The 13,642-nt window shown below is 59.3% G+C and carries 13 protein-coding genes; 7 read left to right on the forward strand and 6 right to left on the reverse strand.

The window, feature by feature from the left end:
• Window positions 1-9: 9 nt before the first annotated feature.
• Both rimK and QZ196_RS10740 read right to left on the reverse strand, forming a co-directional pair.
• A complete protein-coding gene (gene rimK, locus QZ196_RS10735; RefSeq protein WP_296426262.1) occupies window positions 10-1,380 on the reverse strand; it encodes a 30S ribosomal protein S6--L-glutamate ligase in 1,371 nt (456 codons plus the stop codon).
• A gap of 145 nt (window positions 1,381-1,525) precedes the next feature.
• On the reverse strand, window positions 1,526-2,689 hold the full coding sequence (locus QZ196_RS10740; RefSeq protein ID WP_296426266.1) for a cytochrome P450: 1,164 nt from the start codon (window positions 2,687-2,689) through the stop codon (window positions 1,526-1,528).
• Window positions 2,690-2,749: 60 nt separating this feature from the next.
• Between QZ196_RS10740 and QZ196_RS10745 the strand changes: the two genes are divergently transcribed.
• The 6 genes from QZ196_RS10745 (at window position 2,750) to QZ196_RS10770 (ending at window position 10,200) form a co-directional block, all read left to right on the forward strand.
• Window positions 2,750-4,528 carry an ATP-binding protein gene (locus QZ196_RS10745; protein WP_296426268.1) on the forward strand — a complete coding sequence of 593 codons (1,779 nt, stop codon included), beginning with the start codon at window positions 2,750-2,752 and terminating at the stop codon, window positions 4,526-4,528.
• A complete protein-coding gene (locus QZ196_RS10750; protein ID WP_296426270.1) occupies window positions 4,525-5,751 on the forward strand; it encodes a sigma-54 dependent transcriptional regulator in 1,227 nt (408 codons plus the stop codon). Before QZ196_RS10745 ends, QZ196_RS10750 begins: the two co-directional genes overlap by 4 nt.
• 150 nt (window positions 5,752-5,901) lie before the next feature.
• Entirely contained in the window at window positions 5,902-6,735 is an 834-nt protein-coding gene (locus QZ196_RS10755; RefSeq protein WP_296426271.1) for a cobalamin-binding protein, read from the forward strand.
• A gap of 218 nt (window positions 6,736-6,953) precedes the next feature.
• A complete protein-coding gene (locus tag QZ196_RS10760; RefSeq protein WP_296426274.1) occupies window positions 6,954-7,970 on the forward strand; it encodes a DctP family TRAP transporter solute-binding subunit in 1,017 nt (338 codons plus the stop codon).
• Between the two features lie 65 nt (window positions 7,971-8,035).
• Window positions 8,036-8,719, forward strand: a complete 684-nt coding sequence (locus tag QZ196_RS10765) for a TRAP transporter small permease (RefSeq protein WP_296426276.1) — start codon at window positions 8,036-8,038, stop codon at window positions 8,717-8,719.
• 5 nt (window positions 8,720-8,724) lie between these two features.
• Window positions 8,725-10,200 (forward strand): TRAP transporter large permease, encoded by a 1,476-nt coding sequence (locus QZ196_RS10770; RefSeq protein WP_296426278.1) that lies wholly within the window; start codon window positions 8,725-8,727, stop codon window positions 10,198-10,200.
• Window positions 10,201-10,329: 129 nt separating this feature from the next.
• On the opposite strand, the gene tpiA is transcribed toward QZ196_RS10770, so the two are convergent.
• Complete coding sequence (tpiA, locus tag QZ196_RS10775) at window positions 10,330-11,061, reverse strand: triose-phosphate isomerase (protein WP_296426281.1); 732 nt, start codon at window positions 11,059-11,061, stop codon at window positions 10,330-10,332.
• Window positions 11,062-11,184: 123 nt separating this feature from the next.
• Between tpiA and QZ196_RS10780 the strand changes: the two genes are divergently transcribed.
• Window positions 11,185-12,096: a 2-oxoglutarate and iron-dependent oxygenase domain-containing protein gene (locus tag QZ196_RS10780; protein ID WP_296426282.1), complete on the forward strand. Its 912-nt coding sequence runs from the start codon at window positions 11,185-11,187 to the stop codon at window positions 12,094-12,096.
• Here the strand turns inward: QZ196_RS10780 and QZ196_RS10785 are convergent.
• From QZ196_RS10785 to QZ196_RS10795, 3 genes are all read right to left on the reverse strand, one after another.
• Complete coding sequence (locus tag QZ196_RS10785; protein WP_296426283.1) at window positions 12,093-12,458, reverse strand: iron-sulfur cluster assembly accessory protein; 366 nt, start codon at window positions 12,456-12,458, stop codon at window positions 12,093-12,095. The genes QZ196_RS10780 and QZ196_RS10785 overlap by 4 nt on opposite strands.
• Window positions 12,459-12,596: 138 nt before the next feature.
• Window positions 12,597-12,959, reverse strand: coding sequence for an SUF system Fe-S cluster assembly protein (locus QZ196_RS10790; RefSeq protein WP_296426284.1), 363 nt, complete (start codon window positions 12,957-12,959; stop codon window positions 12,597-12,599).
• Between the two features lie 174 nt (window positions 12,960-13,133).
• On the reverse strand, window positions 13,134-13,642 hold a 509-nt coding region (locus QZ196_RS10795), incomplete at its 5' end, for a hypothetical protein (protein WP_296426285.1).

The following is a 13,642-nucleotide window of genomic DNA, read 5'->3' on the forward strand; positions in this document are numbered from 1 at the left end:
ATCCGGGGATCATCGGTTGCGGGCCAGCGGCCTGACCCGGGTTTCGACATAGGCGATCAGCATATCGGCGATATCTTTGCGGGTCGCCTTTTCTATCCCTTCGAGACCGGGAGAGGAGTTTACCTCGAGCACTTTGGGGCCGGTGCTGCTTTCCAGAATATCGACGCCTGCGAAAGACAGCCCCAGGGTCCGGGACGCCCGCTGTGCGACGTCGCGCAACTCTTTTGAGATGCGCACTTTGCTTGCGGTGCCGCCACGGTGCAGATTTGAGCGGAATTCGCCGTCGCCGGCCTGGCGTTTGATCGCGCCGACGACCTTGTTGCCGATCACAAGGCACCGGGTGTCGGCGCCTGCGGCCTCTTTCACGAACTCTTGGATCAGGAAGTTTGCGTCAAGGCCGCGAAACGCATCCACAAGGCTTTCGGCGGCTTTCCTGGTTTCGGCGAGCACGACGCCGCGGCCTTGGGTTGAGGACAGCAGTTTGACGACGGCGGGCGCGCCGCCGACCAGTTCGATCAGGTGTTTGGTGTCTTTGGGCGAATGGGCAAAGGCGGTGACGGGGGTGCCGATATTAGCCCCCGCAAGGATCTGGTGGGCCAGCAGTTTGTCACGCGATGCGCCGATGGCGTCGGCGGTGTTCACGCAGTAGGCGCCGGTGTTGGCGAACTGTCGCAGAACCGCCATGCCATAGGCCGTGGTCGAGGCGCCAATCCGGGGAATAACCGCATCGTATCGCGGCAGGGGCGCGCCGTCGTAGTGGATCTCTGGGTCGATTCCACCCATTTTCAGGTAGCAGCGCAGGGTATTGATCGCCTCGATCGTGTGGCCGCGTTTTTGCGCGGCTTCCATGATGCGGGTGCTGCTGTAATTGGTCGGCTCCCGCGTGAGAAGTGCGATACGCAGCGGGCGGTCGATTGCGGGGCCGGTGGGGACGTTTTTATAAAGGTCATACGACAACTGCGGTTGCAGAAAGGAATGGTTGGGGTCGACGATCATGTCGTCGGCAATGCCCGCGCGCCCCAACAGCATCCGATAGGTCATGTTTTCACGGTTGGTCAACGTGACCTCGACTGGCCAGCGGCGACCGGCCATTTCTATTTGCGTTTCAATGACATAGCGCAGTTCTGTTTCGCCATTCGAACTGGTCACGCTGCGCCGGTCGATCACGGGGGCGGAGCATGTGATTTCATAGCTGGGCTGTTCGGGGTTGGGCTGAATCAAAAACCTGACCTGTGGCTTGGCATGCGAGCCAAAGGGTTCGATCACGGAGGCATGCAGCGCGGATGTCTTTGCGCCGGTGTCGACCTTTGCCTTGATCGCCCGGAGGCCCAATTGCGGCAGGGCGAGCCACTCTTCCCAGCCGAGTTTGAAATCTTGCACTGTCGGATGCCTCCTGGAGGGGTGATTGGTTTGACCTGGCAATTGACCCTATGCCACCGGAATTGCGGCATGGCCGTTGCGCGCTGGGTAGCTGGTCGCGGGGGAAGTTCAAGCGAAAACGTGGCTGTCGGTGCGGCCTGCGAATTTACGTGCGGACCATCAACCGGCTGAGCCCGTGGAAGTGATAGACGTCACCATATTGGGGGGGCTGGACCAGCCGCAGGGTCGGGCAGCGGGCGAACAGGATTTGCAGTGCGATGCGCAATTCCAGCCGGGCCAGTGGTGCGCCGACGCAGAAATGGATACCGCCGCCGAAGCTGGTGTTTTGGGGGCCTTTGCGGGCCGGATCAAAGACGTCGGGGTTTGGATATGCGGCTGGGTCCCGGTTGGCGGCCCCCAGCAGGCAGGCGATCTGATCGCCGCGTTTGAAGCCGTGCGCGCCCAGCGTCACATCGTCGTAAACCCAGCGGGTGAACATATGGAGCGGCGGGTCGTGGCGTATGATCTCTTCGATGCAGGGGGCGGTTATGGTGCGGATATTTTGTTCCAGCAGGGTTTTGGTTCCATTGCCCAGCGTATGCACCGTGGCCTCGTGTCCGGCGTTCAGAAGCAGGATGCAGGTGGTGATCAGCTCGTCCTCGGTCAAGCGGTCGCCGTCTTGTTCGGCGGCGATCAGCGTCGAGATGAGGTCATCGGCGGGCGTTTTGCGGCGTTTGGCGATATAGCTGCGCATGAAGGCCGTGAAATCGTTTGTGGCGGCGATGGCGGCGGCTTCGATTTGGGGGGTGCGCCGGGCCTGATACATGGCGACCATCGCGTTTGACCAGCGCAGCAGATCATCGGCGCGATCTTCGGGCACACCAAGCAGGCGGGAAATGATGACGACGGGCACCGGCTGGGCGTAGGCGGTCAGGAGATCGAAGGGCGCATCGGGAAAACGGTCGATCAGGTCATGGCAAAGCTGGGTGATCTGGGGGTCCAGTGCGGCAATCGTGCGGCTGGTAAAGGCGCGCAGCACCAGTGACCGCAAGCGCGTGTGGACCGGGGGTTCGCGTTCGAGCATCGAGTGCGCTTCGACCGCATAGAACGGTGCGAGGTGGTCGGGGATGTCGGGGGCCCGTTCGGCTGGGCATTCGCGGCCCATGCGCCGATCACGCAGGACCGCGTGCACCGCGTGATGCGATACCGCGCAGGCCATGTTGTAGTCGTCCCACCAGATGAAATCGCCCGCTGCCCGCGCCCGATCATAAAACGGGTAGGGGTTTTGGACAAAGGCGGGGTCAGTGGGTGATTGAGACAGGCGTTGCATGATCGCAGCTTTGACCGGCCTGTCTGGCCAATGCAAGCGCGGGTGGATAAACAAGCGGTCATGGGACGTTTTTTTCAGCCTCGTCTATTGGTCGTTGCCGGGTTTCTGGCGGCTGTGCTGGGCTTTGCCGGGGCGGTTTGGTGGTATGGCTATCTGGCCGCGCTTGCCCCCCTTGAGCAGCGCGCGCGGGCGGACCTTGCGCTGGCGTCGGATAGTCTGACCGGAGAGTTGCGCCGGTTTCGTGAATTGGCGGTGCTGACGGCGGATCACCCGATTGTGCCGCCACTGTTGGCGGGGCTGACGCCGGCCGTGATGGGCCGCCCCGTGCTGCAACAGATCGCAGACAAGACCGGATCGCTGGACATGATGCTGGTTGATGCCAATGGCCATTCCATCGTGACGACCAGTGGTGCGCCGGATATTGAACATGCGGGCAGTGACTATTTTGAGCGGGCGATGGACGGGGCCTTGGGGCTGGGTCATTTTTACAGCGCGGCGTACAAGCGGCGGACGTTTGTATTTGCGGCCCCGGTGTTTTCAAAAGCCGGGCCGGTGCTGGGCGCTCTGGTGGTTTATGCGGACGTCGAAGCGGTCGAAGCATCATGGCGCGGCGCCCGCCCGGCACTGTTCTTTACCGACGATCAGGGGGTTATTTTTCTGTCGAGCAGGTCCGAGTTGGTGTTCCGATCCCGGATGACCGATCCGTCGCAAGTGCCCCAGATTGTCGGGTATCCTGTGGGTCAGATCGCCCCCTTTGTCGCGCATACCGAAGGCGCTTTGAACGGCTATGAAGTCTGGGATGTGGACGGGGGCCGTTATTTGCCGGCGCATGCGTTGCATCTGACGCTGGATTTGCCGGTGATCGGGATGACGGGCGAGGTATTGGTGGATACCGCGCCAGCGCGGCAGCTTGCGTCACTGCAGGCGGCTGTCGTGGCGGCTGTCTGTCTGGCCTTTGGGGCGCTGCTGTTTTTGGCGACAGGGCGGCGGCGCACGCTTGCCGCGCTGAATGCCAGACTTGAGGCGCGGGTCCGGGACCGCACGGCCGAGTTGTCAAAGCTCAATGAAGATCTGCGCCGCGAGGTGGCTGAGCGGACCACGGCGGAGCTGCGCCTGCAAAAAGCGCAGGATGATCTGGTGCAGGCGGGCAAGCTGTCGGCATTGGGGCAGATGTCTGCGGGGATCAGTCACGAGCTGAACCAGCCGCTGACCGCGATCCGGTCATTTGCTGAAAACGCGCAAGGTTTCCTGGAGCGAGGCAAGCCCGAGATTGCGGCCCAGAATTTGGGACGGATTTCGGAACTGGCCCGCCGGATGGGTCGCATCATCCGCAACCTGCGCGCCTTTGCGCGGCAAGAGGCGGAACCACCGATGGATGTTGATATTGTCGCGGTCATTGATGCGGTGCTGGAGATCATCGGCCCGCGTGCTGCGCAGGATGGTGTGACCCTGCATTGGGATCGTCCTGACGTTCCGGTGATCGTGCGCGGTGGAGAGGTCCGGTTGCAGCAAGTGATCCTTAACCTGGTCACCAATGGGATGGATGCGATGGAGGAAAGCGACCCCAAAATCGTGACCCTTGCGGTCGTGCAGGCTGGTGCGCGCACCACCGTTTCCGTGCGCGATACCGGGCCGGGGATTGCGGAGCCGGAAAAGATATTCGATCCGTTTTATTCAACAAAGGCGGTGGGGGCTGCCGAGGGCATGGGGTTGGGGTTGTCGATATCATATGGCTTGGTGCAAAGTTTTGGTGGCGCGATCCGGGGCCGCAACCATCATGATGGTGGGGCGGTGTTTACCGTCGAGCTGGACACCGTAGCGCGGAAGGTGGCGGCATGACCCGACGGGTTCTTTTGGTGGATGACGACCGCGATATCCGCGAGGCGCTGGGGCAGACGCTTGAGCTTGCCGAACTGCTGCCGACGGTGGCGGGGTCGTTCGTGGAAGCCAAGGATCATCTGACCCCTGATTTCGCAGGCGTGGTGGTGACCGATATTCGGATGCCGGGGCGCGATGGATTTTTCCTGCTTGATTTTGTGCGTAATGTGGACGTCGACCTGCCCGTTATCTTGCTGACCGGCGAGGCGGATATCCCCATGGCGGTGCGTGCGATGTCGGCAGGTGCCTATGATTTTCTGGAAAAGCCTTGTGCGCCGCGGGATTTTGTTGCCGTGGTCGAGCGAGCCTTGCAGGCGCGCGCGCTGGTTTTGGAAAACCGCCGTCTGAAACACGAACTGCAAGCCGGTGATGCCGCATCGCGTTTGTTGTTTGGCGAGTCACGGTTGGCCAACGAGTTGCGCAATCAGGCCCGTGCGGCGGCCCGTGCGGGCACCGAGGCGCTGATTGTCGGCGAGCAGGGGTCGGGTACGTCCAAGATCGCCGAGGTGATCCATTTGCTGTCATCCAAGGCGTCACGTCCGTTTGTCAAACGGGCAGCATCATCGCTGAACGAGGCGGGGCTGGCGCGGGCATTCGCGGATGCGTTGGATGGCACGCTGTATCTGGATGAGGTCACGGGCCTTGATCCGGCCACCCAGCTTTATCTGCTGGACCGGCTGGAGGAGGGCGGCGCGGCGCGGGTCTTGGCGGGGACGACCCGCGATCTGAAGGCTGCGTTGGCCGATGGCGGCTTTAATGCAGAATTGTTCTATCGTCTGGACCTGATACGCGTCCGTATTCCCGCCCTGCGCGAACGCCCTGCCGATATTCCGGTTCTTTTTCAGCACTATGTCGCACAGGCGAGCGAACAGGCGAACCTGACACCGCCCATCGTAACCGCAGAACACACAGCCCGGCTGATGGCGCAGGATTGGCCCGGAAACGCGCGGGCCTTGATGAATGTCGCGATGCGCTTTGCGCTGGGTCTGGACGAAAGCGATGTGCCGCGCGGGGCTGGGTTGGCGGCGCAGATGGCCCAGGTGGAACGGTCGCTGCTGGTGGCCGCCTTGCAGCGGCACGAAGGCCGCGCGTCCGAGGTCGCCCGTGATCTGCAACTGCCGCGCAAAACATTTTATGACAAGCTGAACAAATACGGGTTGCGTCCTGACGATTTTCGCAATTAGATGGCGAGCAACCGAGACGTGAAACCGCGACACTCTGCCGCGCAGATCTAACGGTTTTGTGTGTTAGCCTGCATGCAGTTGGATACCGTAACCGAACCGGTAAGTATTCGGACCCGGACGTTCAATGCGTGAACAAGGGGAGGGGCGTTCATGGCTCAAGCGCCACTGAGCGAAGACGTGTTTGATCGTTCTGAGTATGAGCGCGCCAGTCACCAGCTGCGGCTTGTTGGGCGCGAATTACCGCCAGACGCCGTGTCAGGGCTTGCCCGCGAAGTTGTGAGACGCCTTGCGTTTCGCGTGCCAAAGTCATCGGCGTCGAAACGGCTGCCGTCGGTGGCGCAAATAGATCTGCTATGCCACGCGCTTTTGTCATCAGATTCCACTGCCGGTGACCGGGTCATTCTTGACGCGCAACGCGAGGGTCTGGAAGATCAGACGATTTATCTGGGCTATATTGCGGGTGCCGCGCGCCGCCTTGGTGAGATGTGGAATGAAGATTCCGCATCGTTTGTCGAGGTCACAATCGCCTGTGGGCGCCTGTACCGAATCATTCGGGGCCTGCGCCATGTGATTGCATCCGACTTCACGGCGGGCCGCGAAGACCACCCCGCCCTTTTCGCGCTGGTTCCCGGGGAAACCCACACGCTGGGGATCGAGATCGCGACGGATCTGTTTCGGCGCGAAGGCTGGGACGTTGATTTGGCGGTTGGCATGTCGCATGACGCATTGATCGACAAAAGCGAGAACCGTAATTACGGGGCGATTGTGCTGGTTGCGAATTCTGATCTGATGCTGCACACGCTGACCCGGCTGATCGTGGCACTGCGCATCACGCAACCGCTGGCGCATATCGTCGTGGCGGGAAAAATCCTGAATCATCTACCAAATCTGGCAGAGATCACCGGCGTTGATGGCACCATTACCAGTCTCGAGACGGCTGTTAGTACACTCAGAGGCGTCATCGGGGATGCTGCTGCCGGCTAGAGTGTGCGGAGATCCGCACTGATGGCGTAAACATTTGTGTGGGATTTCACCCAATTTTGGCGATGGTTTTGCCGCTTTTTGGAATTCCCGTTCCTTTTCAGATACATACGCCCATTTCGCAGAGCCGCTTAAAAATGCTTGCGGGCGGCTGTTTGCCGCTGTCAGTTGTCCACGTCCGTCCGCACAGGGCGACGAGCATTCTCTAGGGAGGAGATACTATGACATTTCTGAAAGCTGCAGCTGCAATGGCCGCACTGTCAATCACTGCAACAATGGCGCAGGCCGATGCCCACACCGGCGGCTGTGACGACGGCGAGATCGTCGTGAAGTTCAGCCATGTGACGAACACGGACCGTCACCCAAAGGGGATCGCCGCCACGCTGCTGATGGAGCGGGTCAATACCGAGATGGACGGCACGATGTGCGTGGAAGTCTTTCCGAACTCCACGCTTTACACCGATGAGCAAGTGATCGAAGCGATGTTGCGCGGCGACGTGCAGCTGGCGGCACCTTCGCTGTCACTGTTTGAATCAATCACCAAAGCATACCGGTTGTTCGACTTGCCGTTCATGTTCAAAAACATTGATGCCGTCGATGCGTTTCAGGCGTCTGAGACTGGCCAAAACATGCTGGACGCCATGCAGCGTCGCGGTGTGCAGGGCCTTGGCTACTGGCACAATGGCATGAAGCAAATCAGTGCGAATGTACCGCTGAACGCGCCGTCTGATGCCAATGGCCTGAAGTTCCGCGTGCAGCCGTCTGACGTGCTGGTCGCACAGATGCAAGCGCTGGGTGCATCACCGCAGCCGATGGCCTTTTCGGAAGTATATGGTGCCTTGCAGACGGGCGTTGTGGACGGTCAGGAAAACACTTGGTCGAACATCTATGGTCAGAAGTTCTTTGAAGTGCAGGACGGTATCACAGAAACCAACCACGGTATCATCGACTATATGGTCGTGTCGTCGGTCGATTTCCTTGACAGCCTTGACCCGGCAGTGCGCGAGCAGTTCCTGACGATCCTCAATGATGTCACAACATCGCGGAACGCGGCCGTGAAAGAGGTGGACCTTGCTGCCCGTCAGTCCATTCTGGACGCTGGTGGCAAGATCGTCGAGCTGACGCCAGAGCAGCGTACGGTCTGGGTTGAGACGATGAAGCCGGTTTGGTCGCAGTTCGCGGAAGAAGTCGGTCAAGACAACATCGACGCGGCACAGGCGATCAACGACTCTATGTAAGTCGCTGACACGGGCGGCCCGGACATATTTCCGGGCCGCATTCCTGCCATCCCGGGGAGGGGACCATGAGCAGTAAATATGCGCCCAAAGGGCCGGTTGGCCGTGCCGTTCACGGATTAGAGGAAAATGCCATTGCGGGGTTGCTTGGTCTGATGACCATGCTGACGTTTGCGAATGTTATCCTGCGCTATGGCTTTAACAGCTCGATCATCTGGAGCCTTGAGGTCGTGCTGGTTCTGTTTGCCTGGCTGGTTTTGTTTGGCATTTCTTATGGTTTCAAGGTGACGGCCCATTTGGGCGTCGACGCGATTACCAACATATTGGCACCGCGTCCGCGCAAGGTGGTCGCCCTGATCGCCGGGGTCATTACGATATTTTATGGCATTTTGATCATGAAAGGCGCCTGGGACCAATGGGCCCCCTTTGCTGATCTGCCGCCGACCACCGGGACATGGTTTCCCACTGGGTTTGATACTGCGGCACGTGGCCGTAGTTTCTTTGAAACCGACCAGATCCCGATGCCCGACTGGCTGCGGTTTCTGGAGGGTTGGATCAACTATGGTGAAAGCTATAACAAGCTGCCCCGGATGATCCCCTATATGATCCTGCCCATTGCTTCAGCGTTGATCCTGTTCCGGATTTGCCAGGCCGTCTGGCGGATTTGGACAGGCGAAAGCGAGAGCCTGATTGTCAGCCACGAAGCTGAAGACGCGGTCGCAGAAGCCGCCAAGCTGAACAAGGAGGCCTGAGGGTCATGGAAGTTGCACTGCTATTCATGATGATTATCAGCCTTCTGCTATTGGGGGTGCCGATTGCGGTGGCCCTTGGCATCAGCTCGATCATCTTTCAACTGGTGTTTTCGGATACGTCTTTGGCCGCTGTCGCGCAGTCGCTGTATCAGGCGATGGCCGGGCATTATACGCTGCTGGCCATTCCGTTCTTTGTGCTGGCGTCATCGTTTATGTCCACCGGCGGCGTGGCCAAGCGGATCATCCGTTTCGCCATTGCCTGTGTCGGGCATTTGCAGGGCGGTCTGGCGATTGCGGGTGTTTTTGCCTGTATGATGTTTGCGGCGCTTTCGGGATCATCCCCGGCGACGGTGGTTGCTATCGGGTCAATTGTGATCGCGGCCATGACACAGGTCGGCTATACCAAGGAATTCGCGGCCGGGGTGATCTGTAACGCGGGTACTCTTGGTATTCTGATCCCGCCGTCCATCGTGATGGTGGTCTATGCGTCGGCCACTGACGTGTCGGTGGGCCGGATGTTTCTGGCCGGTGTCATACCGGGTCTGATGGCAGGCGCGATGCTGATGATCACGATCTATGTGATTGCCCGCTTCAAGAATATGCCCAAGGGCGAATGGCTGGGCTGGGGCGAGGTGTTTGACAGTTTCCGTGATGCGCTTTGGGGGCTTTTTCTGATCGTGATCATCATGGCGGGTATTTATGGCCACCCTTGGATCCGCATCGAAGAAGGTTTAAGCCTGTTTTACTGGCAAGGCGGTGCCTTTACCCCGACTGAGGCGGCAGCCGTTGCGGCAGTTTATGCCTTCATCGTGGCGACATTCATCTATCGTGACATGGGGCCGCTGGCCGCACGCGCGGAGGATGGGACTTTGCCTGTCGGCGCGCAGAGTCTGTCAGCGGCGGCCGTGCCGCAGCGCGCGACCGTCCTGCAAAAGCCATGGGTCTTGGTCACGGCGTTCTTTCACAAAGATACCCGCGAAACATTATTCGAGGGTGGCAAGCTGACGATCACGCTGATGTTCATTATCGCCAACGCTTTGCTGTTGAAGCATGTGCTGACGGATGAGCAGATTCCGCAGCACATCGCAGGTGCGATGCTGAGCGCGGGTCTGGGCCCGGTGATGTTCTTGGTGATGGTGAACGTGATCCTGCTGATTGGCGGGCAATTCATGGAGCCGTCAGGCCTGATCGTGATCGTCGCGCCGCTGGTGTTTCCGATTGCGATCCAGCTGGGCATTGATCCGATTCACCTGGGTATCATCATGGTGGTCAACATGGAGATTGGGATGATTACGCCGCCGGTGGGGTTGAACCTGTTCGTGACCTCGGGTGTGGCGGGTATGCCGATGATGGCCGTGGTACGTGCGGCGCTGCCGTTCCTGGCGGTCCTCTTCGTTTTCCTGATCTTGATTACATATATCCCGATCATCTCGACCTATTTGCCAACCTTGTTTATGGGGCCGGAAATTATCGTGAGGTAGCCAAGCGATCTGCGTTGGAACGACGAAAGGCGACGCTTTGTACAAAGCGTCGCCTTTTTTGTGGGGTCGATCAAATTTCTGGAAATTTGATGCGCGCCGCGCGGGAGTATTTGGTGGACACAAGAAGCGTCAGCTTGCGGCGAGTGCCGTGATAATTGGCGAGAAATCATCGGCTTTGAGGCTGGCACCGCCCACCAGCGCGCCATCGACCTCCGGAACGGCAAAAATCTCTGCGGCATTGCTGCCTTTGACCGAGCCGCCATAAAGAATTCGCATATTATCGCCGTCCGTGAAACGGGCGGTCAGCCGTGCGCGTATATGTGCGTGGACCTGTCCGATCTGGGCAAGCGTCGGGACCTTGCCGGTGCCGATGGCCCAGACCGGTTCATACGCGATCACGGTATTGTAGGCGGTGGCGTTGGCTGGAACAGAGCCGGCAAGCTGGCGGTCAATGATATCCAGTGTCGTGCCTGCATCGCGTTCGGCCAAGGTTTCACCGATGCATATCACAGTCGAAAGCCCGGCGGCATAGGCGGCCATGGATTTGGCAGCGATCATACTGTCTGTTTCTGCGTGGTCGGCGCGGCGTTCTGAATGGCCCGTGATCACGTAGGTTGCGCCGGCATCCGCCAGCATCTGGGCGCTGATATCGCCTGTATGCGCCCCTGCGGTCACGGCGTGGCAATCCTGTCCGCCGATATCGAAAAGAGTCTCCTGACACGCGCAAATCAGCGTGGCAGGTGGGCAGATGAGGATGTCGACGGTGGCGTCGGAATGCCGTTCGGCGAGCGTTTGCAGCTCTGCCAGATCGGCGCGCAGGCCGTTCATTTTCCAGTTTCCGGCGGCGAGTTTACGGCGCATCTTGTTTCCTTTCGGCTGATCGTTGGCCTGTTAGGTAGCAACCTGCGGGCGGTAGGGGAAGGGTCTTGCCCTGACGGGCGTTATTGCGCATCAGGGTTTCATTGGTTTTGGGAGGAGGGCGACATGATCCCACGGATTGATGCGCAGGCATTGTTGGCGGGTGCACCTGCAGCCGTTGATGCCGCAGCGGTTGGTGCCACGGATATCGGGTTTCTGACAGTTTACAACACACCTGTCACGGCGCCGGATATGCGCGCTGTCATTGCGGCATATGCCGATTTCTTTGCGCTGCCCGCCGCTGAAAAAGCCCGCTTTGACATGGCACGCACCGGGTCTAACCGCGGCTGGGGCGCGCCGGGTTCCGAACAGGTCGATCCCGATGCGAACCCCGATTACAAGCAGGTTTTTGATTGCGGGCTGGAACTGCCCAAGAGTGACCCTTTGACGGCTTTGCCTTGTTATGCGCCGAACCAGTGGCCCCAAAACCCACCGGGGTTCGCGCAAACGCTGCAGGCATATTACGCGGCAGCCACGGATTTCGCCCGCGATTTACTGTGTGCCATTGCGGATGCCGCGGGAGAGGACGGGGCATATTTTCGTGACAAATTTGACCTTCCGATGGCTCTTTTGCGCGGCAACCATTACCCCGAGCGTCCGGCCTGGGCGGGGGCGAAGGATTTTGGCATTGCCACACATACCGATTACGGGTGTCTGACCCTGCTGGCCACGGATGGATCGTCGGGGCTTGAGGTGCGCAAGCGCGGTGGTGGGTGGATTCCATTATCAGCGCCGCCGGGGGAATTTATCATCAATTTCGGTGAGATGTTGGAAATGTGGACAGCCGGGCGGATCAAGGCGACACCGCATCGGGTGAAGGGCACCCCGGCGGCGCGTATTTCTGTGCCGTTGTTTTTCAACCCCGACCACGACACCGATGTGTCGCCAGCCGGATCGCCGCCCGTGCGGGCCGTTGATCATTTACAAAGGCGGTTCGATGAAACCTATGTGCACTTGCGCACGGAACGGACGACTTAGGCGTTTGACGTCAGGTTTTCGTCGAATTTGATCGATTCACCGCAGCCGCATGCGTCAACGACATTGGGGTTGCGGAACTTGAAACCGGATTCGAGCAGTGAGGTCTCGTAGTCGATTTCCGTGCCAAAGAGAAACATTTGCGCCATCGGTGCGATCATGACGCGGGCGCCGTCGATTTCGACGATTTCGTCCATTGGGTCCACGTCTGTCACATAGTCCATGGTATATTCCATGCCAGCGCAGCCGCCTTTTTTCACGCCGATGCGCAGCCCCTGATGGCCATCTTTTGCCATAAGCTTGGCGATTTGACCTGCCGCTTTGGAGGTGATGCTGACCGCTTGCTTACCGGGAATGCCGAACATGGGGGTTTCTCCTTTTGTTATCCAAAGATAGGTGCGCCATGAGGCTGACACAAGTGGCTGCCCGCCCTGCGACGTAACGCCCTATGCCGTGGGGAGGTCACAGGACGGTCTGCCAAAGCACGGGCATGACGTCGGGTTTTACATGAAGCCCAGTTCGAGGCGCGCCTCGTCTGACATCATGTCCATGCCCCACTGCGGCTCGAAGGTCATCGCGACATCGACATGTTTTACACCGGGCAACGGTTCGACGGCATCGGCGACCCAGCCGGGCATTTCGCCCGCAACCGGACAGCCGGGCGCGGTCAGTGTCATGGTTATGTTGACTGCGTTATCTTCACTGATATCAATGGTGTAGATCAGGCCAAGGTCGTAGATGTTCACGGGGATTTCGGGATCATATACCGACCGGCAGGCCTGCACGATGTCTTCGTACAAGGGATGGTCGGTGGTGGATGGCGCGATGAGCGGTGCGCCTTCAAGCTGGGTGTTGGTGTCTGCCATGATGCCTTTTCCCTTATTCCTGACCAAACATATAGGGTTTGTAGCGGGGGGCGTAAAGGGCGGGGATACCACGGGTTGATGTGCCGCGCGATGATTTGGGGTGACTGCGCCCCCGGAACGTAAAAAGCGCCCCCCGAAAGGGACGCTTTGTCGAAAACTCAGGACCGAAACCGATTATTCGATTTCGTTGGCATTGTACGATACCCAGTTTGCAAGGTTGGGCAGTGGCGATCCATGGTTTGCCGTGCCGCCGAACGCATAGGTCGCCCCGACGACAAAGCTGCCAAAGGTGTCGCCGTTGCGGTCCGCAGCTTCATAGCTGATCTGGGTCGCCTCGTAGCCGACACTGACCAAATAATCGCCCACGGCGCGTTCTACGCCGACGCTCAGGTTGATGATGCGGTTGTCAAGGTCTTTGCTGTACTTTTTCCCGCCCGCGTAGCCAAGGCTACCTGTCAGTGAATAGTTGTCGGAAATATCAAAAGCACCACCAACATTGATGAATGGCGCTTCGCGGGTGCCTTCAACGTGTTCGTCATAGCTGTCGAGGTAGCCGATTTGGCCGTAGTAGCTGCCGAATGAAGTCTTTGCCGCAATCTCGGCGCCGATGTAGCCGTAGGTCATCACTTCGTCGCTATCGCCATAATCATTGTGCATGCCGCCACCAATGAAGCCACCGTAGG

This window comes from Yoonia sp., assembly GCF_017854565.1.
GTDB lineage: Bacteria > Pseudomonadota > Alphaproteobacteria > Rhodobacterales > Rhodobacteraceae > Yoonia.